Raw genomic sequence first — 24915 nt, forward strand, 5'->3', positions numbered from 1 at the left:
AACTTGGCTATGGTCGGGGTTTGCCCCAGGCCCTGAGCCTGACCGCGCCATCGCAAGGACCCTGTATGAGCCTGTCACTTCTCAGTCGCTATGCCTTCTTCGCCGCCTGTGTGCTGTTCACCCTGGCGAGCCTGCCCTTCACCCACCACGAATGGTTGTGGCCGTTCACCCTGAGCACCGCCATCCTCAGCCTGATCGGCCTGTTCGACCTGTTGCAGCAACGCCACGCAGTACGCCGCAACTACCCGATCCTGGGCAACATCCGCTATCTGGTCGAGGCCATTCGCCCGGAAATCCGCCAGTACCTGCTGGAGGCAGACAGCGACGCCCTGCCGTTCTCCCGCGCCCAGCGCTCGCTGGTGTATGCACGGGCGAAGAACGAAGCCTCGGACAAGCCCTTCGGCACCCTGATCGACGTGTACGAGTCCGGCTTCGAATTCATCGGCCACTCCATGCGCCCGGCGCCATTGGCCGACCCGGCCAGCTTCCGGGTCATCGTCGGCGGGCCGCAGTGCAGCCAGCCATACTCGGCGTCGATCTTCAACATATCGGCGATGAGCTTTGGCTCGCTCAGCGCCAACGCCATCCGCGCCCTCAACCAAGGCGCCAAGCTGGGCAATTTCCACCATGACACCGGCGAAGGCAGCATCAGCCCCTATCACCGCGAGCACGGTGGCGACCTGGTCTGGGAACTGGGCAGCGGCTATTTCGGCTGCCGCACGCCGGACGGGCGCTTCGACCCCGAACGCTTCGCCACCCAAGCGCGCAGCCCGCAGGTGCGGATGATCGAGATCAAGATGAGCCAGGGCGCCAAGCCCGGCCATGGCGGCATCCTGCCCAAGCACAAGGTGACCCGGGAAATTGCCGAAACCCGCGGCGTGCTGATGGGCGAAGACTGCATATCGCCATCGCGCCACAGCGCCTTCTCCACCCCCATCGAGATGATGCAGTTCATTGCCCAACTGCGTGAACTGTCTGGCGGCAAACCGGTAGGTTTCAAGTTCTGCCTGGGCCACCCGTGGGAGTTCATGGGCATCGCCAAGGCCATGCTGGAAACCGGCATCCTGCCCGACTTCATCGTCGTCGACGGCAAGGAAGGCGGCACAGGCGCAGCGCCGGTGGAGTTCACCGACCACATTGGCGTACCGCTGCGCGAAGGGCTGCTGTTCGTGCACAACACCCTGGTCGGCCTGAACCTGCGCGACAAGATCAAGCTGGGCGCCAGCGGCAAGATCGTCAGCGCGTTCGACATTGCCAGCGTGCTGGCCATTGGCGCCGACTGGGCCAACTCGGCGCGCGGCTTCATGTTCGCCATCGGCTGCATCCAGTCGCAGAGCTGCCACACCAACAAGTGCCCGACCGGTGTGGCCACGCAAGACCCACTGCGCCAACGGGCGCTGGTGGTGCCGGACAAAGCCCAACGGGTGTTGAACTTCCATCATAATACCTTGCGTGCCCTGGCCGAAATGCTTGCGGCAGCGGGCTTGGAGCACCCGGCGCAGCTGGAGGCCAAGCACCTGGTACGGCGCATCTCGGCCACCGAGATCAAGCTGTTCTCGCAGATGCATGTGTTCCTGAAGCCGGGGGAGCTGCTGACTGGCGAGGTGAACGGGCAGTTCTATTCGCGCATGTGGCAGCTGGCGCGGGCGGACAGCTTCGAACCGAACAGCGAAGTGGCAGCCTGATAGAACCCTGGGGCTGCTACGCAGCCCATCGCGACACAAGGCCGCTCCTACAGGCGACCGCGACCCATGCAGCTGGCGCGGTCGCCTGTAGGAGCGGCCTTGTGTCGCGAAAGGGCCGCAAAGCGGCCCCAGCCATTTCAGATCAGGAAGCAGTACTGGCTACACCCTGCGCGTCTTTCGGCGCCAGGCGGAACGCGTAGTACAGCACCGTCAGCAGCACCAGGAACGCCGGGCCGATGTACAGCGCCACGCGGGTGTCCTCGAAGTACGCCATCAGGCCGACCACCAGCACCAGGAAGGCCAGTGCCAGGTACGAGCTCAGCGGCCACAACCACATACGGTACTTCAGTGCCTTGCGCTCGGCAGTGGTGAGGCCGGCACGGAACTTCAGCTGCGCCAGCAGGATCATCACCCAGGTCCAGATCGCGCCGAAGGTGGCGATCGAAGTCACCCAGACGAAGACCTTCTCCGGCACCAGGTAGTTGGCCAGCACGCCCAGCAGCAGCGCGCCGATCGACAGCAGCAGCGCGTTGCGCGGCACGCCGTTCTTCGACGTACGGGCGAAGGCCGCCGGGGCCTGGCCGTTCTGCGCCAGGCTGTAGAGCATGCGCCCGGTGCTGAAGATGCCGCCGTTGCACGACGACAGCGCTGCAGTGATGACCACGAAGTTGATGATGCCAGCGGCGGTCTTGATGCCCAGGCGCTCGAAGGTCATGACGAACGGGCTGCCCTGGCTGCCGATTTCGTTCCACGGGTAGATCGACAGGATCACGAACAGCGCACCGACATAGAACAACAAAATGCGCCAGAACACCGAGCCGATGGCCTGTGGGATGGTCTTTTGCGGGTTGCGTGCTTCACCGGCGGTCAGGCCGATCATTTCCACGCCCAGGTAGGCGAACATCACCATCTGCAGCGACATCAGCACGCCGGTCACGCCATTGGGCATGAAGCCGCCGTTGCTCCACAGGTTGGAGATACCCACTGCCACGCCGTCATTGCCGAAGCCAAAGGCAATGATGCCGATGCCGCCAAGGACCATGGCGATGATGGTCACAATCTTGATCAGGGCGAACCAGAACTCGAACTCACCAAACGCCTTGACGGCCACCAGGTTGACCGCCCCCATGCTGCCCAGCGCCGCCAGGGCCCAGATCCAGCGAGGTACGTCGGGGAACCAGATGCCCATGTAGATGGCCACCGCGGTGATTTCGGCAACGCAGGTCACCAGCCACAGGAACCAGTAGTTCCAACCGGTGAGGAAGCCCGCCAGCGGGCCGAGGTAGTCCTGGGCATAACGGCTGAACGAGCCGGCGACAGGGTTGTGCACGGCCATTTCGCCAAGGGCGCGCATGATCACCAGAATGGCCAGGCCGCCGATGATGTAGGACAGCATGATGGCGGGGCCGGCCATTTCGATGGCCTTGGCCGAACCGAGGAAAAGACCGACACCGATACAGGCGCCCAGCGCCATCAGGCGGATGTGCCGTTCGCCCAGTTCACGCTTGAGCGGGCCGCCTTCGGTGGCCTGGCCGTGGGCAGGGTGGTTGCCGACTGGCATAGCAATACAACCTCATTTTGTTATTGGATTTGACCTTCGTGCAGCACCGGCCAGGCCGATAGGCGTGGCGTTGGCTTGCCGAGCTGGCCTTGTGGGCCGGCCCGTGTGCCGGAATAGAGCGCCCGGCAAGGCGAAGGGGGCGAGCAGTATAGGAAGACCGTTGTAGGGGTTTTCACTGTAAATATGCAGAAATTTGGCGAGAACTCGGGCTCTGTGGGAGCTGGCTTGCCTGCGATCGGGCGCAAAGCGGCCGCAAAATTTCCTGGCCACCATAGCAATATCGCCTGACGAAAAAACCCACACCAAAGCCGCATAGCCCTACGCCACTTTTCTCCGTCTCTTACAAATTTTTCACCTGACCCGCTCAACGTCTAAGCTTCAGACAAGCAAGACGAAAATACCTGGCCGGATAGAAGACTATGGGCGCACTGTGGCAATCGGAACCAAGCAGAACGGAAGCACCCGAGATACCTCCGGCCGAGACGCCACAACCCAAGTCCCCCCGTCAGCGTCGGCTATGGTGGCGGCTGATCATCCTCATCCTGCTGGTGGCGCTGGTGGCCATCGGCTTCGCTGCGTATGACGAATTCCGCACCTCCAACCTGCAGTCGCGGGAATTCAGCAAGCTGGCCAGCACCCTCACCTATTCGCTGCAACCAGGCCCCAGCGATGCCATCGTCTACCCCGGCGAAGGGCCGTTCGACAAACGCCTGGGCTACAGCGCGCTGGGCGAATTCCTGCCGCGCCTGCTCAAGCGCGACTACCTGATCAGCGAGCAGGTGAAGTTCTCGCCGGCGTTGATGAACTACGTCGATCATGGGCTGTTCGCCCCCTATATCGAGAAAATCCAGGCTGGCCTGTCGATCACCGACTGCCGCGGCGACATGCTGTACCAGTACAACTACCCGCAACACCTGTACCCGGACTTTGCGGCGATCCCGCCGGTGATCGTCAACAGCCTGCTGTTCATCGAGAACCGCGACCTGCTCGACACCAAGGACCCGCGCAACAACCCGGCCGTGGACTGGCCGCGCTTCGCCAAGGCCGCCTACAGCCAGGTGGCCAAGTACCTGGCCCTGCCCGGCCAGTCCGCTGGCGGCAGCACCCTGGCCACGCAGCTGGAAAAGTACCGCCATTCACCGGACGGCCTGACCGTTTCCGGCGCCGAGAAGATCCGCCAGATGATTTCCGCCAGCGTGCGCGCCTACCAGGGCGGCCCTGACACCACCGAGGCGCGCCAGCGCATCGTGCGGGACTACCTCAACAGCGTGCCGCTGTCGGCAGTGCCTGGGCATGGCGAAGTGCATGGCATGGCCGAGGGGCTGCGGGTGTGGTACGGCGCCGACTTCGACCAGGTCAACCAGGCCCTGAACTCCACCGCCAGCGACCCCGAGAGCATGGCCGCACGCGGCCTGGCCCTGCGCCAGGTGCTGTCACTGATGATTGCCCAGCGCCGGCCGTCGCACTACCTGTCCAAGGGGCGGCTCGAACTGGCCGAACTGACCGACGCGCACATCCGCGTGCTGGCCGCCAACAAGGTCATCGAGCAGCCACTGGCCGACGCTGCACTGGCCAGCAAGGCGGTATACCGCGACTGGGTGGCGCAACCGACCATCGTGCCGATCGTCACCAACAAGGGCATCAGCCTGGCACGCAACCGCCTGGCGGCCATGCTCAACCGCCCGCTGTACGACCTCGACCGGCTCGACGTGTCGGCCACCAGTACCCTGCAGTCCGACCTGCAGCTGCAGGTCAGCCAGTACCTGAAAAACCTTGCCGACCCTGAATTCGCGGCGCAGATCGGCCTGATCGGCGAACGCCTGCTTACCGCCAAGACCACCGATCAAGTGAGCTACAGCTTCACCTTGTTCGAGCGCACCGCCGACGGCTCGCGGGTGCGGGTGCAGACCGACAGCACCGACCAGCCATTCGACATCAACGAAGGCAGCAAGCTGGAGCTGGGTTCCACCGCCAAGTTGCGGGTGCTCACCACCTACCTGGAGATCATCGCCGAACTGCACGACAAGTACGCCGGCAAGCCTGCCGCCGAGTTGAAGAAAGTCGAAGTCGCCGAACTCGACCGCATCAGCCAGTGGTCGCTGGAATGGCTGGCGCAGAACAGCAAGAACCAGAGCCTGGACGCGATGCTCGATGCAGCGCTGGAACGCAAGTATTCGGCCAACACCGGCGAAGCCTTCTTCACCGGCGGCGGCATGCATGTGTTCAACAACTTCCGCAAGGAAGACAACAGCCGCAACCCAACCCTCAAGGATGCATTGCGCGAGTCGATCAACCTGCCGTTCATCCGCCTGATGCGCGACCTGGTGCGCTACGTGACCTACCAGCAGCCGTACAACCGCGTGCCGCTGCTCAAGGACGACTCCGACCCGCGCCGCCAGGAATACCTGGCCCGTTTCGCCGACAAGGAAGGCACCAACTACCTGATGCGCTTCTGGAAGAAATACCAGCGCAAGACCTCGCAGCAGCGTCTGGACACCTTCCTCGACAGCATGCGCGTGACCCCACAACGGTTGGCGGCCGTGCACCGCTACCTGTTCCCCGAGGCTGGCCAGGAAACCTTCAACGCCTTCGTCCGCGCCCACCTCAAGGGTGACAAGATCGTCCTGGGCAAACTGACCGATGGCCGCCTGTCGGAGATGTACGACGCCTACGGCCCGGGCAAGTACGACCTGCCCGACCAGGGCTATATCGCCAAGGTCCACCCGCTGGACTTGTGGCTGTTGGGTTACCTGCTGAAGAACCCAGGTTCGACCTTGACCGAAATGGTCAATGCCAGCCGCTTCGAGCGCCAGGAGGTATACGGCTGGCTGTTCAAGAGCCGCCATCAGGGCGCCCGTGACAGCCGCATTCGCACCATGGTCGAGATCGAAGCGTTCCTCGACATTCACCAGCGCTGGAAGCGCGTGGGCTATCCATTCGACCACCTGGTGCCCTCGCTGGCCACCGCCATCGGCAGCTCGGGCGACCGCCCCGCTGCCCTCTCCGAACTGGTCGGCATCATCCAGAACGACGGCGTGCGCCTGCCGACCTTGCGGATCGACACCCTGCACTTCGCTGCCAACACGCCTTACGAAACCAAGCTGGTCACCGACCCGGACCGGGGTGTGCGGATTCTGCCGGTCGAAGTGGCGCGCGCCCTCAAAGGCGCCATGTCGCAGGTGGTGGATGCGGGCACCGCGCGGCGTATTTCCGGCAGTTTCAAGCTGCAGGACGGCACGCCACTGGTGATGGGCGGCAAGACCGGTACCGGTGACAACCGCATCGAAAGCTTTGGTGCTGGCGGCCGGCTGATCGGCTCACGCTCGCTGAACCGTACCGCCACCTTCGTGTTCTTCCTGGGCGACAACCACTTCGGCACCTTGACCGCGTTCGTGCCGGGGCGCTCGGCAGAGGCCTTCAAGTTCACCTCGGCGCTGCCGGTGCAGGTACTCAAAGGCATGGCTCCGATTCTCATGCCATACCTGCAACCGGGCAATCCGAATGAGTGCAAAGCGCCGCAGGTGGCCATGCACACAGCCACGCCGCAAGGGGATACATCGAACAACTAGATGATAATCATCTGCAATTGAGGGCTTGTCTTTAGATATATCTTGAGTAATATCTTACGATATATCGCAAACGACGGAGCCCTGCCCCCATGCGCGAACATACCCCCCATGACCCCTTCGAGCGGCGCCCAGGTCGTGGCGAACGCGGCCCGCGCGTCTTCGCCCCCGGCGACCTCAAGCTGCTGATGCTGGCCCTGCTCGCCGAGCAGCCAGGCCACGGCTACGACCTGATCCGCCAGATCGAAAACCTGTTCGACGGCAGCTACAGCCCAAGCCCCGGGGTGATCTACCCCACCCTCAACTTCCTCGAGGAGGCCGAGCTGATCAGCGGCCAGGTGCAGGGCAGCAAACGCCTCTATGCCATTACCGAAGCCGGCCGCACCGCCCTGGCCGAACAGGCCGTCGCACTGGACGGCGTGCGCATGCGCATCGAAGTCAGCAAGCGCGCCCTGCGCGGCCACGACCGCCCACCAGAGATTCATGAAGCGGTCGGCAACCTGCGCCACGCACTGCACATGCACAGTGGCCGCTGGACACCGGAAGAAATCGAGCGGGTCCGCGACCTGCTCAACCACACCGCCAAGGCCATCGCCTCCGGGCCGGCCGAACCTGTCAGGGAGACACCCCATGAGTGACACCATTCACCGCGTCAACCACGAAATCCGCCAACGCCATCTGCAGGTGCTGCGGGTCACCGAACTGACCCCGCGCATGCGCCGCATCACCCTCGGGGGTGCCGAGCTGCAAGGCTTCACCAGCGTGGGCAGCGACGACCATATCAAGCTGCTGTTCGCCGAAACGCCGGAGCAACAGCAGGCCATCGAGGCTCGTAACCTGGGCCGAGAAGGTGGCGCGCGGCCTACCATGCGCGAATACACGCCACGGCGCATCGACCTGGTGACCAATGAGCTGGACATCGACTTCGTGCTGCACGGCGATGGCCCTGCCTCTACCTGGGCAGCCCAGGCGGCACCCGGGCAAACCCTGGACATTGCCGGGCCGCGGGCTTCGATGGTGGTGCCAGACATCTTCGACAGCTACCTGCTGATCGGCGACGAAACCGCCATTCCGGCCATTGGCCGCCGCCTGGAGGAATTGCCAGCGGGCCGCCAGGTACTGGCGGTTATCCAGATCGAAGACGAGCAGGAACGCCAGCCACTGCCGAGCAAGGCGCAGGTGGAAGTGATCTGGGTACGTCGCCAACAGGAAGACCTGCTGGCGCTGGTGAAGAACCTGACCTTGCCACAAGGTCGGCTGTATGGCTGGGTGGCACTGGAAAAAGCCCTGACCCGGCAGGCCAAGGCACTGTTGCTGGAGAAAGGTTTGCCTGAGGATGCGCTCAAGGCTGTGGCCTACTGGCGTGCCGACGGGACTGCGGACGACGAATGATTAATTATTGCTGCCCCGGCCCTATCGCCGGCAAGCCAGCTCCCACAGGTACCCCGCAGCGTTCAAGGGCTGCGCAATTCCTGTGGGAGCTGGCTTGCCGGCGATAGGGCCAGTGCAGGTCAAGCCAATCTGTGCAGCCCCCGCCACCTGTCCAGCCCCAGCAACACCAGCCCAATCCCCCAGAACCCCGCCAACACCCCCAGGGCATTGAGCAATACCTGCCCATACCCCAGGCTCGCCACATCGATGAACGGGTAGGCATACACGCCAATCTCGCTCCCCCGCCACAGCGCGTAGGCAAAATACGTCGCCGGGTACACCGCCCAGACCAGCAGATGCCATAGCCGCAACCTGCCCTTGGGCACCTCGCACCACCAGTACAAGGCATATAGCACGGGCATTACATCGTGCAGCAACTCGTCCGCCAGCCATTGCCAGCCCTGCGGTTGCCACAAGTGACGCAACAGCACGCTGTAGGCCAATGCCACCAGCACGATGCTGGCGGCCACCGCAGAACTCACCGCAGGCGACAGGAAAAAGCGCTTGGCACGGCCTTCCCGGCCGAACGCCGCATAACTGAGCACCGTTGCCACCAGGGTATTGGTCAACACGGTGAAATACCCGAACACATTGATCAGGCCACCCACCAGACTGGCCTGTTCCTGCCAACGCGCCAACAGCACCAGGTACACCTGCACGGCCAGGCCGAACCAACCCAGCACGGCCATGCCGGTCAGCCAGGGACGGCGCGGCATGTCAGGCCTGGCGCTGCAGCTTCACGTACAGCTGCTCGACCTTTTCCCGTGCCCACGGCGTCTTGCGCAGGAAGGTCAGGCTCGACTTGATGGTCGGGTTGCTTTTGAAGCAGCGCACATCGATGCGCTCGGCCAGGCCCTGCCATTGGTAGTGCGCCACCAGCTCGGTGAGGATCTGTTCGAGGGTCTTGCCGTGCAGCGCGTTGTGTTGGGCCGTGCTCATGCCAGTGCTCCGTAGGAAAGATGCGCACCTTACACGAGTGTAGTGGTGGGTGGGATCAGGTGAGTCGACAGAAAAACCGCTGGCCAAGCGCAAAACCTCTGTGCTGAAATAGAGATGTTATATTGTAACAATACAAAAGCATCTGCCAAGGAACGCCCCATCCCCATGCTGTACACACCGCTTCGCCTCTCTCCCCTCGCCGTCGCGCTGTGGCTGGCCGCATCACCCAGCCACGCCGTGGAACTCGAACCCCAGGTCATCACCGCCAATCCTTTGGGCAACAGCCAGCTGGCCGCCCCCAGCACCGTGCTCGAAGGCAACAACCTGCTGCAACAGCAGCACGGCAGCCTCGGTGAAACCCTGAACAAGCAGCCCGGGGTCGCCTCCACCTGGTTCGGCCCAGGCGCCAGTCGCCCGGTGATTCGTGGCCTGGATGGCGACCGCATTCGCATCCTGCGCAATGGCGTCGGCGCCCTGGATGCTTCATCGCTGTCCTACGACCACGCGGTGCCGCTGGACCCGGTGACCGTCGACCGTGTCGAGATCGTCCGTGGCCCGGCTGCCCTGCTCTACGGCGGCAACGCCATCGGCGGCGTGGTCAATACCTTCGACAATCGCATCCCGGATACCCCCATCGAGGGCATCCAAGGTGCCGGTGAACTGCGCTACGGCGGCGCCGATACCACCCGCAGCAGCGCTGGCAAGCTGGAGGCCGGCAACGGTGCCTTCGCCCTGCACCTGGATGCCAACAGCCGCCAGTTCAACGACCTGCGCATCCCCGGTTACGCGCGCAGTTCCAAGGTGCGCGACGCCGACGAACCCGGCGGCAAGCACCGCCTGGAAAACAGCGACGGCCGCCAGGACGGTGGCGCCGTGGGTGGCGCCTACCATTGGGACCACGGTTACGCCGGCCTGTCGTACAGCCGCTACGACAGCAACTATGGCTCGGTGGCCGAGCCAGGTGTGCGCCTGGACATGAAGCAGGACCACTACGCCTTCGCCTCCGAGCTGCGTGACCTGGACGGCCCATTCACTTCGGTCAAGGTCGATGCCGGCTACACCGACTACGAGCACCGTGAAATCGAAGAAGGCGAAGTCCACACCACCTTCAGGAACAAGGGCTATGAAGCACGTATCGAAGCCCGCCACCAACCGCTAGGGCCGGTAGAAGGCGTGATCGGCGCCCAGGTCAGCCGCAACGAATTCTCCGCCTTGGGCGAGGAAGCCTTCGTCCCGCACACCGACACCGACAGCCTGGCGCTGTTCATGCTGGAGCAGTGGCAAGCCACCGAGCGCCTGAACCTGAGCCTGGGCGCACGCATGGAGCACACCCGGGTCGACCCGGATGCCAAAGGCAACGAGAACTTCGCCGACGCCAACAGCGCCAGCAGTTTCAACGCTTTCAGCCTGTCTTCCGGGGCGGTGTACCAGCTCGACCCGATCTGGTCGCTGGCCGCCAACCTCGGCTACACCGAGCGCGCCCCGACCTTCTACGAGCTGTATGCCAATGGTGCCCACGTGGCCACTGGAGCCTTTGAAGTCGGCGATGCCAGCCTGAACAAGGAAAAAGCAATTTCTACCGACCTGGCCTTGCGTTTCGACAATGGCACCCACAAGGGCAGTGTCGGGGTGTTCTACAGCCACTTCCGCAACTACATCGGCCTGATCGGCACCGGCAACACCCGCGAGGGGCATGACCACGACCATGGCGAGGATGACCATGACCACGATCACGACCATGACGGTTTCCCGGAATACCAGTACCAGGGCGTGCGGGCGCGCTTCTATGGCATCGAGGCCCAGGACCGCTGGCAACTGGCCGAGAACCGCTATGGCAGCTTTGCCCTGGAGCTCTCCGGTGACTACACCCGGGCGAAAAACCTCGACAGTGGCGAGCCGCTGCCACGCATCGCCCCACTGCGCCTGAACAGCGGCCTGGTCTGGGAGCTGGACCGCTGGCAGGCGCGGGTCGACGTGCAGCATGCTGCGTCGCAGCATCGCAAACCGGCCAACGAAACCAGCACCGATGGCTATACCACGCTGGGGGCCAGCGTTGGCTACCGCTTCGAAGTTGGCCAGAGCCAGTGGCTGGCGTTTGTGCGCGGCGAGAACCTGACTGACCAGACCGTGCGCTATGCCAGCTCGATCCTGCGCGATATCGCCCCGGCGCCGGGGCGTAGTGTGGAAGTGGGTCTGCGTACCACCTTCTGAAATCGCGGGGGCGCTTCGCGCCCCTTTCGCCGGCAAGCCAGCTCCCACCGGTATTGCTTCTGCCTCAAGTGCAACGCGATCCTGTGGGAGCTGGCTTGCCGGCGATTGGGCTGCAAAGCAGCCCCCTCTGCAGCCAATTGTTACCTGTCGAACAACAATCCACTGCGACAATTTGTCTTTTTTTCTTACAACTTCCCCTATATCCTCCCCGCCGCAAGCTGAATCGCTTCATCGAAACCATCTTGTCGTCATTTCCATTGAAGGGCCCGCCCTTCGATGCGCTTGCCGTTTATTCAATAATCAAAAGATAGCGCTATCTCATGCTCCAACTGCCCAAAACCTGTTACATCGGCCTTGCCCTCAGCGCCCTGGCGACCCCCACCGGCGCCAGCGAGATGTTCGCCAGCGACTCCCCCTGGATGCTCGGCGACTGGGGTGGCACCCGCAGCGAACTGCTGGAAAAAGGCTACGACTTCACCCTCGGCTACACCGGCGAGATGGGCAGCAACCTGCATGGTGGCTACGACCACGACCGCACCGCGCGCTACAGCGACCAGTTCACCTTCGGCAGCCACCTGGACCTGGAGAAGATTCTTGGCTGGCACGACACCGAATTCCAGCTGACCATCACCGAGCGCCACGGCGACAACATCAGCAACGACCGCATCAATGACCCGCGTGTCGGCGGCTTCACCTCGGCCCAGGAGGTATGGGGCCGTGGCGAAACCTGGCGGCTGACGCAGATGTGGATCAAGCAGAAGTACTTCGATGGCGCACTGGACGTGAAATTCGGCCGTTTCGGCGAAGGCGAGGACTTCAACAGCTTCCCCTGCGACTTCCAGAACCTGGCCTTCTGCGGCTCGCAGGTAGGCAACTGGGTGGGCGGCATCTGGTACAACTGGCCGGTCAGCCAGTGGGCCCTGCGCGTGCGCTACAACCTCAGCGACGCGCTCTACGCCCAGGTCGGCGTGTTCGAGCAGAACCCCTCGAACCTGGAATCGGGCAACGGCTTCAAGCTCAGCGGCAGCGGCACCCAAGGCGCGGTAATGCCGATAGAACTGGTATGGAGTCCACAGGTCAATGGTCTGAAAGGGGAATATCGCGCCGGCTACTACTACAGTAATGCCAAGGCACAGGATGTTCTCAAGGACAGCAACGGCCAGCCGGCAGCCCTCAGCGGCGCCGCCTACCGCAGCAGTTCGAGCAAGCACGGCTTGTGGCTCGGCGCCCAGCAGCAGGTGACTTCGCTGGCGTCCGACCAGTCGCGTGGCCTGAGCCTGTTCGCCAACGCCACGGTGCACGACAAGAAGACCAATGCCATCGACAACTATGTGCAGGCAGGACTGGTATACAAAGGGCCCTTCGACGCCCGCGCCAAGGACGACATCGGTTTCGCCCTGGCCCGTGTGCACGTCAACCCTGCCTATCGCAAGAACGCGCGCCTGGCCAACCAGGCCGCCGGCCTCTACGACTACGACAACCCTGGCTTCCTGCCGGTGCAGGACACCGAGTACAGCGCCGAGTTGTACTACGGCATCCACCTGGCCGACTGGCTCACGGTCCGCCCCAACCTGCAGTACATCCGCCACCCGGGCGGGGTGTCGCAGGTCGATGGCGCCCTGATCGGCGGCCTGAAGATCCAGAGCAGTTTCTAACCCCCTTTTTGACCTGACGGAGAACCTACGATGAGCACTGAAGGTGCCAACAATGGAAGCCGCTGGCTACCGCGCCTGATCGGCGCGCTGCTGTTGCTGATGGGCCTGGCCCTGCTGGCCGGCGGCATCAAGCTGAGCCAGCTGGGCGGATCGCTGTACTACCTGATCGCCGGTATCGGCTTTGCCCTGTCGGGCATCCTGCTGCTGGCCCAGCGCCGCATCGCCCTGGGCCTGTACGGCCTGGTACTGCTGGGCAGCACCGTGTGGGCCCTGCTCGAAGTGGGCCTGGACTGGTGGCAACTGGTACCGCGCCTGGCCATCTGGTTTGCCATCGGTGTGGTCCTGCTGCTGCCCTGGGCGCGTCGCCCGCTGATCGGCCCGGCCAACAAGGCCAACACTGCGCTGCTCGGCATTGCAGTGGTCGCTTCGGGCGCTTGCGCCCTGGGCAGCCAGTTCACCCACCCCGGTGAAGTGTTCGGCGAACTGGGCCGAGACAGCAGCGAAATGGCCAGCGCCGCCCCGGCCATGCCCGACGGCGAATGGCAGGCTTACGGCCGCACCGAGCACGGCGACCGCTATTCGCCGCTGCGCCAGATCACCCCGCAGAACGCCTACCGCCTGGAAGAGGCCTGGCGCATCCGCACCGGTGACCTGCCGACCGAAAACGACCCGGTGGAGCTGACCAACCAGAACACCCCGCTGAAGGTCAACGGCATGCTCTATGCCTGCACCGCGCATAGCCGCGTGCTGGCCCTGGACCCGGACACCGGCGCGGAAATCTGGCGCTACGACCCGCAGGTCAAGAGCCCGGTCGGCACCTTCAAGGGCTTCGCCCACATGACCTGCCGTGGCGTTTCGTACTATGACGAAAACCGCTACGTCAGCCGCGACGGCAGCCCGGTACCGAAAATTACCGACGCCGGCCAGGCCGTGGCCCAGGCCTGCCCGCGCCGCCTCTACCTGCCTACCGCAGACGCCCGCCTGATCGCCATCAACGCCGACAACGGCAAGGTCTGCGAAGGCTTCGCCAACCAGGGCGTGATCGACCTCACCACCGGCATCGGCCCGTTCACCGCCGGCGGCTACTACTCCACCTCGCCAGCCGCGGTCACCCGTGACCTGGTGATCATCGGTGGCCATGTCACCGACAACGAGTCAACCAACGAGCCATCCGGCGTGATCCGTGCCTACGATGTGCACGATGGCCACCTGGTGTGGAACTGGGACAGCAACAACCCAGACGACACCCAGCCACTGGCTCCCGGCAAGATGTACAGCCGCAACTCGGCCAACATGTGGTCGATCGCCAGCGTCGACGAAGACCTCGGCATGATCTACCTGCCACTGGGCAACCAGACCCCGGACCAGTGGGGCGCCAACCGCACCCCAGGCGCCGAGAAGTACAGCGCCGGCGTGGTCGCCCTGGACCTTGCCACCGGCAAGGCTCGCTGGAACTACCAGTTCACCCACCACGACCTTTGGGACATGGACGTCGGCAGCCAGCCGACCCTGGTCCACCTGAAGACCGACGATGGCGTGAAGCCGGCAATCATCGTGCCGACCAAGCAAGGCAGCCTGTACGTGCTCGACCGCCGCGACGGCACGCCGATCGTGCCGATCCGCGAGATCCCCACCCCGCAAGGTGCGGTGAAGGGCGACCACACCTCGCCGACCCAGGCCCGCTCCGACCTCAACCTGCTCGGCCCTGAACTGACCGAACAGGCCATGTGGGGCGCCACGCCGTTCGACCAGATGCTGTGCCGCATCCAGTTCCGCGAGCTGCGTTACGAAGGCCAGTACACCCCGCCGTCCGAGCAAGGCTCGCTGATCTACCCGGGCAACGTCGGTGTGTTCAACTGGGGTAGCGTGTCGGTCGACCCGGTGCGCCAACTGCTGTTCACCTCGCCCAACTACATGGCCTTCGTGTCGAAGATGATCCCGCGTGAGCAGGTGGCCGAGGGCAGCAAGCGTGAAAGCGAGACCAGCGGCGTGCAGCCGAACACCGGTGCGCCGTACGCGGTGACCATGCACCCGTTCATGTCGCCACTGGGCGTACCGTGCCAGGCCCCGGCCTGGGGCTATGTCGCCGCCATCGACCTGTTCACCAACAAGGTGGTGTGGAAGCACAAGAACGGCACCACCCGCGACAGCACCCCGGTGCCGATCGGCATGCCGGTTGGCGTGCCGAGCATGGGTGGTTCGATCGTCACCGCCGGTGGCGTCGGCTTCCTCAGCGGCACCCTGGACCAGTACCTGCGCGCCTATGACGTGAACAACGGCAAGGAACTGTGGAAAGCCCGCCTGCCAGCGGGTGGCCAGGCCACGCCGATGAGCTACAGCGGCAAGGATGGCAAGCAGTACGTGCTGGTGACTGCCGGCGGGCATGGCTCGCTGGGCACCAGGATGGGCGACTACATCATCGCCTACAAACTGGCTGAATAAAGCTGCCGAGCCCCGCCAGCGGGGCTCACTCGCTGTACTGGCCTCATCGCCGGCAAGCCAGCTCCCACAGGTACTCCACTAGCCTTGAAAGCAGTGGGTCACCTGTGGGAGCTGGCTTGCCGGCGATAGGGCCGGAACAGGCCACCAAAGATCCCCTTCCCTCCTGCCATCATCTACCATTGAAACCCATCCCCCCCCGCCCCATCTAAGCACCATAGTCATTCACGCAGGTGCCCCATGAGCGACCAGCAGGATTTCCCGGAACATCCCGACGAACACAGCGAAGTCGAACACACCACTCCCCAGGCCGAAACCGGCCACGCCCTCGCCCTGCCCGGCCAGCAGCTGCCGGACAAGGTCTATGTGATTCCGATCCACAACCGTCCGTTCTTCCCGGCCCAGGTGCTGCCGGTCATCGTCAATGAAGACCCTTGGGCAGAAACCCTCGACCTGGTGGCCAAGTCGCCAGACCACAGCCTGGCCCTGTTCTTCATGGATACCCCGCCAGAAGACCACCGCCACTTCGACACCTCGGCGCTGCCGCAGTACGGCACGCTGGTGAAGGTGCACCACGCCAGCCGCGAAAACGGCAAGCTGCAGTTCGTCGCCCAGGGCCTGACTCGGGTACGCATCCGTACCTGGCTCAAGCACCACCGCCCGCCGTACCTCGTCGAGGTGGAATACCCGCGTCAGCCAGCCGAGCCGACCGACGAGGTCAAGGCCTACGGCATGGCGCTGATCAATGCGATCAAGGAGCTGCTGCCGCTCAACCCGCTGTACAGCGAAGAGCTGAAGAACTACCTCAACCGCTTCAGCCCCAACGACCCGTCGCCGCTCACCGACTTCGCCGCCGCCCTCACCTCGGCCACCGGCAACCAGTTGCAGGAAGTGCTCGACTGCGTACCCATGCTCAAGCGCATGGAAAAGGTCCTGCCGATGCTGCGCAAGGAAGTCGAGGTGGCGCGCCTGCAGAACGAGATCTCGGCCGAGGTCAACCGGCAGATCGGCGAGCACCAGCGCGAGTTCTTCCTCAAGGAACAGCTCAAGGTCATCCAGCAGGAGCTGGGCCTGACCAAGGACGACCGCAGCGCCGACCTCGAGCAGTTCGAGCAGCGCCTCGAAGGCAAGACCCTGCCGGACCAGGCACGCAAGCGCATCGACGAAGAGATGGGCAAGCTGGCCATCCTCGAAACCGGCTCGCCCGAATACGCCGTCACCCGCAACTACCTGGACTGGGCCACCGCCCTGCCCTGGGGCGTGTACGGCAAGGACAAGCTCGACCTCAAGCACGCACGCAAGGTCCTCGACCAGCACCACGCCGGCCTCGACGACATCAAGGAGCGCATACTCGAATTCCTCGCCGTGGGCGCCTGGAAAGGCGAGATCAGCGGCTCGATCGTGCTGCTGGTGGGCCCGCCCGGGGTAGGCAAGACCAGCATCGGCAAATCCATCGCCGAATCGCTCGGCCGGCCGTTCTACCGCTTCAGTGTCGGCGGCATGCGTGACGAGGCCGAGATCAAGGGCCACCGCCGCACCTACATCGGCGCCCAGCCCGGCAAGCTGGTGCAGGCCCTGAAAGACGTCGAAGTGATGAACCCGGTGATCATGCTCGACGAGATCGACAAGATGGGCCAGAGCTACCAGGGCGACCCGGCTTCAGCGCTGCTGGAAACCCTGGACCCGGAGCAGAACGTCGACTTCCTCGACCACTACCTCGACCTGCGCCTGGACCTGTCCAAGGTGCTGTTCGTGTGCACCGCCAACACCCTGGATTCGATCCCCGGACCATTGCTCGACCGCATGGAAGTGATCCGCCTGTCCGGCTACATCACCGAAGAGAAACTGGCCATCGCCAAGCGCCACCTGTGGCCCAAGCAGCTGGAAAAGGCCGGCGTGGCCAAGACCAGCCTCGGTATCAGCGACAGCGCCCTGCGCGCGGTGATCGAAGGCTATGCCCGCGAAGCCGGGGTACGCCAGCTGGAGAAACAACTGGGCAAGCTGGTGCGCAAGGCAGTGGTCAAGCTGCTGGAAAACCCCGAGGCCAAGCTGAAGATCGGCACCAAGGACCTGGAAGCCGCGCTTGGCATGCCGGTGTTCCGCAGCGAGCAGGTACTGGCTGGCAAAGGCGTGATCACCGGCCTGGCCTGGACCAGCATGGGCGGCGCCACGCTGCCGATCGAAGCCACCCGCATCCACACCCTCAACCGCGGCTTCAAGCTGACCGGCAAGCTGGGTGATGTGATGAAAGAGTCGGCCGAAATCGCCTACAGCTACGTCAGCTCCAACCTCAAGCAGTTTGGTGGTGACCCTGGCTTCTTCAACGAAGCGTTCATTCACCTGCACGTGCCCGAAGGCGCCACGCCCAAGGACGGCCCGAGTGCCGGCATCACCATGGCCAGCGCCCTGCTGTCGCTGGCCCGAGACCAGGCGCCGAAGAAGGGCGTGGCCATGACCGGCGAGCTGACCCTGACCGGGCAGGTACTGCCGATTGGCGGTGTGCGCGAGAAGGTGATTGCGGCGCGGCGGCAGAAGATCTTCGAGCTGATCTTGCCGGAGCCTAACCGTGGGGACTATGAGGAGCTGCCGGACTACCTGCGCGAAGGCCTGACGGTGCATTTCGCCAAGCGCTTCGCCGACGTGGCCAAAGTCCTGTTCTGAGCTGCTCCGGCCCCTTCGCGGGCTTGCCCGCTCCCACAGGGAAACCACAGTTTTCAAATACTGTGCAATACCTGTGGGAGCGGGCAAGCCCGCGAAGGGGCCGGCACAAGCAACACAAATCTCCTTGATCATCGGTTATCCTCAGGCCATCGTCAGCCTCCGGAGCCAACATGACCGCCCCTCGTCTGCTCGTCCCCCTGAGCTTCGCCCTGATTTCCGCCTGCGCCCAACAGCCCACGCAACCCGTCGAACTGGACGCCGAAAGCGAATGCCCGACGCGACTGCAGGTTGGCCAGGCGCTGATCCTGAGCTTGCCCAGCAACCCGTCCACCGGCTACCGCTGGCGCGTCGAAGCACCTGCCTCCAACGTACTGCGCAGCCTTGGCCCGGAGGTGTATAGCGCTCCCGAGGAGGAAGACGTGGTCGGCAGCGCCGGTGTCTCCACCTGGCGCTACCAGGCCAGCGATACCGGCGATGGTCAGTTGGTGCTGGTGTACCAACAGCCGTGGGCCGCAGATATCGCCCCCGTGCAAACCTTCGACTGCAAGATCATCGTCCGCTAAAGTCCGCAGCTTCGCTCATAGGCAACCTGCACACCCACCAGGCAGGCGCAGAGGTCCCTCAGCGCCCGCCCCTGAAGCGCTGCCATGGCAAGAATCGCGGCCTTTGGCTAAAATGCGCCTCCGTTTCACCCTGTATCGAGCCCGCCGTGAGCAAACAACCCGACCGCCTTTTCGCCCAGCCCTTGGAGCAAGTGCCCGACTTCGTCTTCAACGAGGATGTGGTGCGTGTGTTCCCGGACATGATCAAGCGCTCGGTTCCGGGCTACCCGACCATCGTCGAGAACCTCGGCGTGCTGGCCGCGCGCTTCGCCCAGCCGCATACCGCGCTGTACGACCTGGGTGCGTCGTTGGGTGCCGTTACTCAATCGCTGCGCCGCCATGTGCGCAGTGACGGCTGCCGGGTAATCGCCGTGGACAACTCCGCGGCGATGGTCGAGCGTTGCCGCCAGTACCTCACCGCCCAGGACTCGATGTTCCAGGAACTGCTGCCGGTGCAGGTGCTGGAAGCCGACATCCTGGCCCTGCCCTTCGAGCCCGCCTCGGTGGTGGCGATGAATTTCACCCTGCAATTCATCGCCCCCGACCAGCGCCTGGAGCTGCTCGGCCGCATCCGCCAGGCACTGTTGCCCGGTGGTGCGCTGATCCTCTCGGAAAAACTGCGCTTCGCCGATGATGAACAGCAGGACTTGCTCAATGAACTGCACCTGGACTTCAAACGTGCCAATGGCTACAGCGAACTGGAAATTGCCCAGAAGCGCAGCGCCATCGAGAACGTGATGAGGCCCGACACCCTCGAAGCCCACCAGGCGCGCCTGCGCGCAGCCGGTTTCTCGAAGGTGGTGCCCTGGTTCCAATGCCTTAATTTCGCCTCTTTGATTGCCCTGCCATGATCGATCTGTCCCCCCTCGTCCGCCGCCTGGCGGGCACGCCCCTGGCTTCCTGGTCGCAAGGCCTGCAAGCGCAACTGGAAGCCAAGCTGGAGAAGGGTCACGGTGACCTCGACCGCTGGCGCGGTGCGCTGGAAGCCTTGCCCGCCCTGAATCCGAGCGAAATCGACTTGGTCAACGGGCTGCGCCTGGACTGCGATTGCGACGACGCCACCCGCGCGCAGATGCGCCAGGCACTGATGGGCCTGTCCCCTTGGCGCAAAGGGCCATTCGACCTGTTCGGCGTGCATGTGGACACCGAATGGCGTTCGGACTGGAAATGGTCCCGGGTCGGCCCGCACCTGGACCTCAAGGGCAAGCGCGTGCTCGACGTGGGCTGCGGTAACGGCTACTACCAGTGGCGCATGCTCGGTGCCGGCGCCGACATGGTGATTGGCGTCGATCCCAACTGGCTGTTCTTCTGCCAGTTCCAGGCCGTTCAGCAATACCTGCCAGAGCTGCCCGCCTGGCACCTGCCATTCGCCCTGGAAGACCTGCCGGCCAACCTCGAAGGTTTCGACACGGTGTTTTCCATGGGGGTGTTCTACCATCGCCGCTCGCCCATCGAGCACCTGCTGGCGCTCAAGGACTGCCTGGTCAAAGGCGGTGAACTGGTGCTGGAAACCCTGGTGATCGAGGGTGACGAAAACCAGGTGCTGGTACCTGAGGACCGCTATGCACAGATGCGCAACGTCTGGTACCTGCCGTCGGTACCGGCCCTGGAGCGCTGGTTGCGCCGTGCCGGTTTCAGCGACGTGCGTTGCGTCGACGTAAGCGTGACCAGCGTCGAGGAACAGCGCAGCACCGAGTGGATGCGCTACCAGTCACTGGGCGACTTCCTCGACCCGAACGACCACAGCAAGACCATCGAAGGCCTGCCGGCCCCACGCCGCGCCACCCTGCTGGCGCGCAAATAAAAAAGGCGCCCGGATGGGCGCCCGAATACACCTGCGCCGAGGAGCTGTCACGGCGTAGGTGCTGTTACCTCAGTCCTTGGCCAACTCGCGGGCCTTCTCCTGCACCTTGCGCTCACGCTCGGCAACGGCCTGTTGCTTGTCGTCGTGCAGGCGCTGCTGGTCTTCGCGGAACGCTTGCCAGAATTGTTTGGAACGTTCCGCACCGCCCTCGGCGTAAACACTGGCGCTGCCCAGGGCAAGGGTGGCCAACAGCAGGTATTTGGTCAGGTTCATCGTGGTTGCCTCGTGATAACCGATCAGACAGGGCCATCCTAGCGAGGGCTAGCTAACGGCAAGGTGAGGCGGGGATTACAGTCTTGCAATGTGGCCTTGTTTTGCCTGTTCAGGCCCTATCGCCGGCAAGCCAGCTCCCACAAGATCATCACAAGTCTTGAAAACTGTGCAGTACCTGTGGGAGCTGGCTCCCACAGGATCACCACAGGTCTTGAAAACTGTGCAGTACCTGTGGGAGCTGGCTTGCCGGCGATAGGGCCCGAACAGACAGCCAGATAACACCAGGATTACAAATCCGTTATCTGCGCCGCGCGCCCTTACTCATGCCGTAACATCCCACGCCTTGACCCTGATGCCACTACAGGGTCGAGAATCGCCCCCTTTCATCACACCGAGCCCACCCATGCGTCTACTGATCATCGAGGACGAACTGCGTACCGCCGACTACCTGCAGCAGGGCCTGCGCGAGAACGGCTACGTGGTCGACTGCGCCCACACCGGCACCGATGGCCTGCACCTGGCCCGCCAGCAGCCCTACGACCTGGTCATCCTCGACGTCAACCTGCCCGAACTCGATGGCTGGACCGTGCTGCAGCGGCTGCGCGCCGAATCGGCCACGCGCATCATGATGCTTACCGCCCACGGCCGCCTGGCCGACCGGGTCAAGGGCCTGGACCTGGGGGCCGACGATTACCTGCTCAAACCTTTCGAGTTCCCGGAACTGCTGGCCCGTATCCGCAGCCTGCTGCGCCGCAACGACCAGCAACTGCAGCCCAGCACCCTGCGCGTCGCCGATCTGGAGCTGGACCCCGGCCGCCACCGCGCCTACCGCGCGGGGCAGCGTATCGACCTGACCGCCAAGGAATTCGCCCTGCTGCACCTGCTGATGCGCCAGACCGGCGAGGTGCTGTCGCGCACCCAGATCATCTCGCTGGTGTGGGACATGAACTTCGACTGCGACACCAATGTGGTCGAAGTTTCGATCCGGCGCCTGCGGGCAAAGATCGACGACCCGTTCGACAACAAGCTGATCCATACCCTGCGTGGCGTCGGCTACGTGCTCGAGGCACGCTTTTGAAAAACGCCAGCCTGTCACTGCGCCTGGGCCTGAGCGTGACGCTGATGGGCGCCGCACTGGTGCTGCTGCTGGCCTGCCTGGCCGTGTTCGCCCTCGATCACGAACTGGACAGCCGCGCACGCAAGGACCTGGCGCGCAAGATGCTGCAGGTCGAGCACAACCTTCGGGTCGACCTGCGTAGCGAAGACCTGGGCAGCCGCGCCCATCCCTTGCTCGACCTGGTGATGGGACACGACAACCTCAGCCTCAGCGTGCTGGCCCTCGAAGGCCGCCACCCGCACCTGCTCAGCCTGGGGCCAGCGCTGGAATCGCAGGTAGGCGATCTGCGCACCGATGCCCGCCTGGCCTTTCATGCGTGGCGCGACAGCAATGGCAACCAGATACTCACCGTGACCCGGCTGATGCGCCTGCGCGACGACACCCCGGTCAAGGTGATGATGTCGCTCAACCGCGCCGACGACAACGCCCTGCTGCAGGCCTACCTGCACTCCACCTTGCTCGCGCTGCCGTTGCTGCTGCTGCTGATCGGGGCCGGTGCCTGGTGGCTGATGCAGCGCGGCCTGAAGCCACTGCGGCACTTCCGGCGCATTGCCGGGCGGGTGTCGGCCCAGGACCTGCAACATCGGCTGCCCGCTACCGGCCTGCCGCTGGAACTGGCAGAGCTGGCCAGTAGCATCAACGTGATGCTCGACCGCCTCGATCAGGGCGTCAGCCAGCTGTCGCAGTTCTCCGATGATCTGGCCCATGAACTGCGCACACCGTTGAGCAACCTGATGGGCAAGGCGCAAGTGACGCTGGCCCGCGAACGGGACAACGCGAATTACCGGGAAGTGCTGGAAGACAGCATCGAAGAACTGACCCGGCTCAACCGCATCATCAATGACATGCTGTTTCTCGCCCAGGTCAGCCAACCCCAGGCCCAGGTTGCGCTCAAGCCCATGGCATTGGCCGACGAGACGGCGCGGGTTGTCGAGCTGTTTGCGTTCAGTGCCGAGCTGAAAGGGGTTGAGTTGCGTGTGCAAGGCTGGGGGACGGCGCAGGGTGATCGGCTGATGTTTCAGCGGGCACTGTCGAACCTGTTGAGCAATGCCATTCGGCACTGCCCCGATGACAAGCCTGTGGAACTGCGTATCGAGCGCGTGGGCAGCGAAGTTCGGCTTTCGGTGGAAAACCAGGGGCCTGGTATTGCTGAAGAACACCAGTCGCGCTTGTTCGAGCGGTTTTACCGAGTGGGCTCGGGGCGCTCGCGGCTGGAGGGAGGGACCGGGTTGGGGCTGGCGATCGTGAAATCGATCATGCAGTTGCATGGCGGGCGGGTCGAGGTCAGCAGCAGCCCCTTGGGGCCTACCCGGTTTACCCTGGTGTTTCCTGCCGAGTGATCGGCTGCCTGCACTGGCCTCTTCGCGGGCTTGCCCGCTCCCACAGGTACCCCACAGGCCTTGAAGCTTGTGCATTCCCTGTGGGAGCGGGCAAGCCCGCGAAGAGGCCGGTACAGGCAACCAACGATTAGCGCGAAGCCGCCACGATCAGCGCCTTCATCTCGGCCACAGCGGCCTTGAAGCCGACGAACAGCGCATGCGCCACCAGCGCATGGCCGATGTTCAGCTCATTGATGCCTTTGATTGCCGCCACCGCCTCGACGTTGTGGTAATGCAAGCCGTGGCCGGCATTGACGATCAGCCCCTGCCCCACGCCAAACGCCACGCCATCGACGATACGCTTGAGTTCCTCGGCCACTTCGGTCGGGGTTTCGGCATCGGCGTAACGCCCGGTGTGCAGTTCGATGGCAGGCGCGCCAACGCGACGCGAAGCCTCGATCTGCCGCTCGTCGGCATCGATGAACAGCGACACTTCGGCACCGGTACGCGACAGGCGCTCAACCGCAGCCTTGATCCGTGCTTCCTGGCCCGCCACGTCCAGGCCGCCTTCGGTGGTCAGCTCCTGACGGGTTTCGGGTACCAGGCAGATATGCGCCGGGCGGATCTTCTCGGCAAAGGCCATCATCTCTTCGGTGACGCCCATCTCGAAGTTCATGCGCGTCTGCAGCACGTCCTTGAGCAGCACCACGTCACGCTCCTGGATGTGCCGGCGGTCTTCACGCAGGTGCACGGTGATGCCATCGGCGCCTGCTTCCTCGGCATCCAGGGCAGCCTTGACCGGATCAGGGTAACGCGTGCCCCGGGCCTGGCGCAGGGTCGCCACGTGGTCGATGTTTACGCCGAGAAGCATGCGGTTGCTGTGAGTCACGAAAGGCTCTCCTGAAGATTGAGCCCCACAGCATACGTCGTGATCAGCGCTTGCGAAACAGTTCCCGGCTGACCAGCGGTTTTGCCCCCAGGTGAACCGCCAGTGCCTGGCGCATCAGGCGCTTGGCGGCGAGCAAGGCACCTGGGGCATCCCAGTCGGCTTCGGCCAGGGCCAGCAGTTCGGTGCCGCGGAACAGCCCGGGTTGCACCAGCTCGACCCGCTCCAGGCCGGCGTCCACACGCAAGCGGTACAGGCCATCGACCGCGATCGCCTGGTCATTGACGTCGTGGTGCAACGAAAACGCGTAACCGAGCTCGTCCAGCAGCCGCCATTCGAAGGAGCGCAGCAGCGGCTCCAGCGGGCGACCGGCGGCCAAGGCTTGCAAGGTCAGGGTGTAGTGCTCGAACAGCGCCGGGAAAGGCGCTTCGGCGGGCAGCAGGCGCATGAGCAGTTCGTTGAGGTACAACCCGCTGAACAGGGCATCGCCATGCAGCCAGGCGGCGATGCCGGCACTGTCCATGCGCCCGACATTTTTCAGCTCGCCACGCCCACGCAGTTCCAGCTCCAGCGGCACGAACGGCCGCACCAGGCTGCCACCCTTGCCACGCGCACGGCGCAGCACCGCGCGCATGCGGCCCTGCGGGGTGAAGAAGTCCACCAGCGCGCTGGTTTCCTTGTAGGCACGGCTGTGCAGCACATAGGCTGGCTGGCCGACAGGTTGTTCCATAAACGCTCTCTAAAAGCCCCAGACAACTGTGGGAGC

19 protein-coding genes are annotated in these 24915 nt (G+C 64.0%); 13 read left to right on the plus strand and 6 right to left on the minus strand.

Translation table 11 applies throughout. From position 1 onward, the window contains the following. Positions 1–65 precede the first annotated feature (65 nt). Complete coding sequence (locus CAG44_RS13005; protein ID WP_085665438.1) at positions 66–1685, plus strand: FMN-binding glutamate synthase family protein; 1620 nt, start codon at positions 66–68, stop codon at positions 1683–1685. Between the two features lie 142 nt (positions 1686–1827). On the opposite strand, the gene CAG44_RS13010 is transcribed toward CAG44_RS13005, so the two are convergent. Next, complete coding sequence (locus CAG44_RS13010) at positions 1828–3246, minus strand: amino acid permease (protein ID WP_075046161.1); 1419 nt, start codon at positions 3244–3246, stop codon at positions 1828–1830. Between the two features lie 419 nt (positions 3247–3665). On the opposite strand from CAG44_RS13010, the gene CAG44_RS13015 reads away from it, so the two are divergent. The 3 genes from CAG44_RS13015 (at position 3666) to CAG44_RS13025 (ending at position 8204) form a co-directional block, all read left to right on the plus strand. Beyond that, entirely contained in the window at positions 3666–6815 is a 3150-nt protein-coding gene (locus tag CAG44_RS13015; protein ID WP_085692276.1) for a transglycosylase domain-containing protein, read from the plus strand. An 89-nt stretch (positions 6816–6904) separates the two neighbouring features. Further along, positions 6905–7450, plus strand: coding sequence for a PadR family transcriptional regulator (locus CAG44_RS13020; RefSeq protein ID WP_046614772.1), 546 nt, complete (start codon positions 6905–6907; stop codon positions 7448–7450). Next, positions 7443–8204 carry a siderophore-interacting protein gene (locus CAG44_RS13025; RefSeq protein WP_085692277.1) on the plus strand — a complete coding sequence of 254 codons (762 nt, stop codon included), beginning with the start codon at positions 7443–7445 and terminating at the stop codon, positions 8202–8204. Before CAG44_RS13020 ends, CAG44_RS13025 begins: the two co-directional genes overlap by 8 nt. 119 nt (positions 8205–8323) lie before the next feature. Here the strand turns inward: CAG44_RS13025 and CAG44_RS13030 are convergent, their stop codons facing one another. Together CAG44_RS13030 and CAG44_RS13035 are read right to left on the minus strand one after the other, a co-directional pair. Continuing rightward, positions 8324–8959 carry a Pr6Pr family membrane protein gene (locus CAG44_RS13030; protein ID WP_085590256.1) on the minus strand — a complete coding sequence of 212 codons (636 nt, stop codon included), beginning with the start codon at positions 8957–8959 and terminating at the stop codon, positions 8324–8326. A 1-nt stretch (position 8960) separates the two neighbouring features. Then, positions 8961–9182 carry a VF530 family DNA-binding protein gene (locus tag CAG44_RS13035; protein WP_003252112.1) on the minus strand — a complete coding sequence of 74 codons (222 nt, stop codon included), beginning with the start codon at positions 9180–9182 and terminating at the stop codon, positions 8961–8963. 165 nt (positions 9183–9347) lie between these two features. Between CAG44_RS13035 and CAG44_RS13040 the strand changes: the two genes are divergently transcribed. From CAG44_RS13040 to cmoB, 7 genes are all read left to right on the plus strand, one after another. Further along, a complete protein-coding gene (locus CAG44_RS13040; protein WP_085692278.1) occupies positions 9348–11393 on the plus strand; it encodes a TonB-dependent receptor in 2046 nt (681 codons plus the stop codon). 320 nt (positions 11394–11713) lie between these two features. Continuing rightward, complete coding sequence (locus tag CAG44_RS13045) at positions 11714–13048, plus strand: carbohydrate porin (protein ID WP_085692279.1); 1335 nt, start codon at positions 11714–11716, stop codon at positions 13046–13048. A gap of 30 nt (positions 13049–13078) precedes the next feature. Further along, entirely contained in the window at positions 13079–15490 is a 2412-nt protein-coding gene (locus tag CAG44_RS13050) for a glucose/quinate/shikimate family membrane-bound PQQ-dependent dehydrogenase (RefSeq protein WP_085614224.1), read from the plus strand. A gap of 237 nt (positions 15491–15727) precedes the next feature. Continuing rightward, on the plus strand, positions 15728–18148 hold the full coding sequence (gene lon / locus CAG44_RS13055; protein ID WP_025340416.1) for an endopeptidase La: 2421 nt from the start codon (positions 15728–15730) through the stop codon (positions 18146–18148). A gap of 170 nt (positions 18149–18318) precedes the next feature. Then, positions 18319–18711 carry a protease inhibitor I42 family protein gene (locus CAG44_RS13065; RefSeq protein WP_075046169.1) on the plus strand — a complete coding sequence of 131 codons (393 nt, stop codon included), beginning with the start codon at positions 18319–18321 and terminating at the stop codon, positions 18709–18711. 146 nt (positions 18712–18857) lie between these two features. Next, complete coding sequence (gene cmoA, locus CAG44_RS13070) at positions 18858–19601, plus strand: carboxy-S-adenosyl-L-methionine synthase CmoA (protein WP_025340420.1); 744 nt, start codon at positions 18858–18860, stop codon at positions 19599–19601. Further along, on the plus strand, positions 19598–20554 hold the full coding sequence (gene cmoB / locus CAG44_RS13075; RefSeq protein WP_085590264.1) for a tRNA 5-methoxyuridine(34)/uridine 5-oxyacetic acid(34) synthase CmoB: 957 nt from the start codon (positions 19598–19600) through the stop codon (positions 20552–20554). The genes cmoA and cmoB overlap by 4 nt, the downstream gene beginning before the upstream one ends. A 69-nt stretch (positions 20555–20623) precedes the next feature. On the opposite strand, the gene CAG44_RS13080 is transcribed toward cmoB, so the two are convergent. Further along, positions 20624–20827 carry a hypothetical protein gene (locus tag CAG44_RS13080; protein ID WP_085590266.1) on the minus strand — a complete coding sequence of 68 codons (204 nt, stop codon included), beginning with the start codon at positions 20825–20827 and terminating at the stop codon, positions 20624–20626. A 403-nt stretch (positions 20828–21230) separates the two neighbouring features. On the opposite strand from CAG44_RS13080, the gene CAG44_RS13085 reads away from it, so the two are divergent. Both CAG44_RS13085 and CAG44_RS13090 read left to right on the plus strand, forming a co-directional pair. Then, positions 21231–21905: a heavy metal response regulator transcription factor gene (locus CAG44_RS13085; RefSeq protein WP_003258489.1), complete on the plus strand. Its 675-nt coding sequence runs from the start codon at positions 21231–21233 to the stop codon at positions 21903–21905. Then, entirely contained in the window at positions 21902–23284 is a 1383-nt protein-coding gene (locus CAG44_RS13090; protein WP_085692280.1) for a heavy metal sensor histidine kinase, read from the plus strand. The genes CAG44_RS13085 and CAG44_RS13090 overlap by 4 nt, the downstream gene beginning before the upstream one ends. A 127-nt stretch (positions 23285–23411) precedes the next feature. On the opposite strand, the gene pdxJ is transcribed toward CAG44_RS13090, so the two are convergent. Together pdxJ and recO are read right to left on the minus strand one after the other, a co-directional pair. Beyond that, a complete protein-coding gene (gene pdxJ, locus CAG44_RS13095; RefSeq protein ID WP_153670549.1) occupies positions 23412–24134 on the minus strand; it encodes a pyridoxine 5'-phosphate synthase in 723 nt (240 codons plus the stop codon). A 61-nt stretch (positions 24135–24195) separates the two neighbouring features. Continuing rightward, on the minus strand, positions 24196–24879 hold the full coding sequence (recO, locus tag CAG44_RS13100; RefSeq protein ID WP_015271594.1) for a DNA repair protein RecO: 684 nt from the start codon (positions 24877–24879) through the stop codon (positions 24196–24198). Positions 24880–24915: the final 36 nt, after the last annotated feature.

Source organism: Pseudomonas sp. B13(2017), assembly GCF_002113245.1.
Classification (GTDB): domain Bacteria; phylum Pseudomonadota; class Gammaproteobacteria; order Pseudomonadales; family Pseudomonadaceae; genus Aquipseudomonas; species Aquipseudomonas putida_Z.

Bases quoted from the DNA above. Each gene is read 5' to 3' on its own strand.
- CAG44_RS13005 (WP_085665438.1), top strand. From the start codon at position 66: ATGAGCCTGTCACTTCTCAGTCGCTATGCCTTCTTCGCCGCCTGTGTG.
- CAG44_RS13010 (WP_075046161.1), bottom strand. From the start codon at position 3,246: ATGCCAGTCGGCAACCACCCTGCCCACGGCCAGGCCACCGAAGGCGGC.
- CAG44_RS13015 (WP_085692276.1), top strand. From the start codon at position 3,666: ATGGGCGCACTGTGGCAATCGGAACCAAGCAGAACGGAAGCACCCGAG.
- CAG44_RS13020 (WP_046614772.1), top strand. From the start codon at position 6,905: ATGCGCGAACATACCCCCCATGACCCCTTCGAGCGGCGCCCAGGTCGT.
- CAG44_RS13025 (WP_085692277.1), top strand. From the start codon at position 7,443: ATGAGTGACACCATTCACCGCGTCAACCACGAAATCCGCCAACGCCAT.
- CAG44_RS13030 (WP_085590256.1), bottom strand. From the start codon at position 8,959: ATGCCGCGCCGTCCCTGGCTGACCGGCATGGCCGTGCTGGGTTGGTTC.
- CAG44_RS13035 (WP_003252112.1), bottom strand. From the start codon at position 9,182: ATGAGCACGGCCCAACACAACGCGCTGCACGGCAAGACCCTCGAACAG.
- CAG44_RS13040 (WP_085692278.1), top strand. From the start codon at position 9,348: ATGCTGTACACACCGCTTCGCCTCTCTCCCCTCGCCGTCGCGCTGTGG.
- CAG44_RS13045 (WP_085692279.1), top strand. From the start codon at position 11,714: ATGCTCCAACTGCCCAAAACCTGTTACATCGGCCTTGCCCTCAGCGCC.
- CAG44_RS13050 (WP_085614224.1), top strand. From the start codon at position 13,079: ATGAGCACTGAAGGTGCCAACAATGGAAGCCGCTGGCTACCGCGCCTG.
- lon (WP_025340416.1), top strand. From the start codon at position 15,728: ATGAGCGACCAGCAGGATTTCCCGGAACATCCCGACGAACACAGCGAA.
- CAG44_RS13065 (WP_075046169.1), top strand. From the start codon at position 18,319: ATGACCGCCCCTCGTCTGCTCGTCCCCCTGAGCTTCGCCCTGATTTCC.
- cmoB (WP_085590264.1), top strand. From the start codon at position 19,598: ATGATCGATCTGTCCCCCCTCGTCCGCCGCCTGGCGGGCACGCCCCTG.
- CAG44_RS13080 (WP_085590266.1), bottom strand. From the start codon at position 20,827: ATGAACCTGACCAAATACCTGCTGTTGGCCACCCTTGCCCTGGGCAGC.
- CAG44_RS13085 (WP_003258489.1), top strand. From the start codon at position 21,231: ATGCGTCTACTGATCATCGAGGACGAACTGCGTACCGCCGACTACCTG.
- pdxJ (WP_153670549.1), bottom strand. From the start codon at position 24,134: ATGCTTCTCGGCGTAAACATCGACCACGTGGCGACCCTGCGCCAGGCC.
- recO (WP_015271594.1), bottom strand. From the start codon at position 24,879: ATGGAACAACCTGTCGGCCAGCCAGCCTATGTGCTGCACAGCCGTGCC.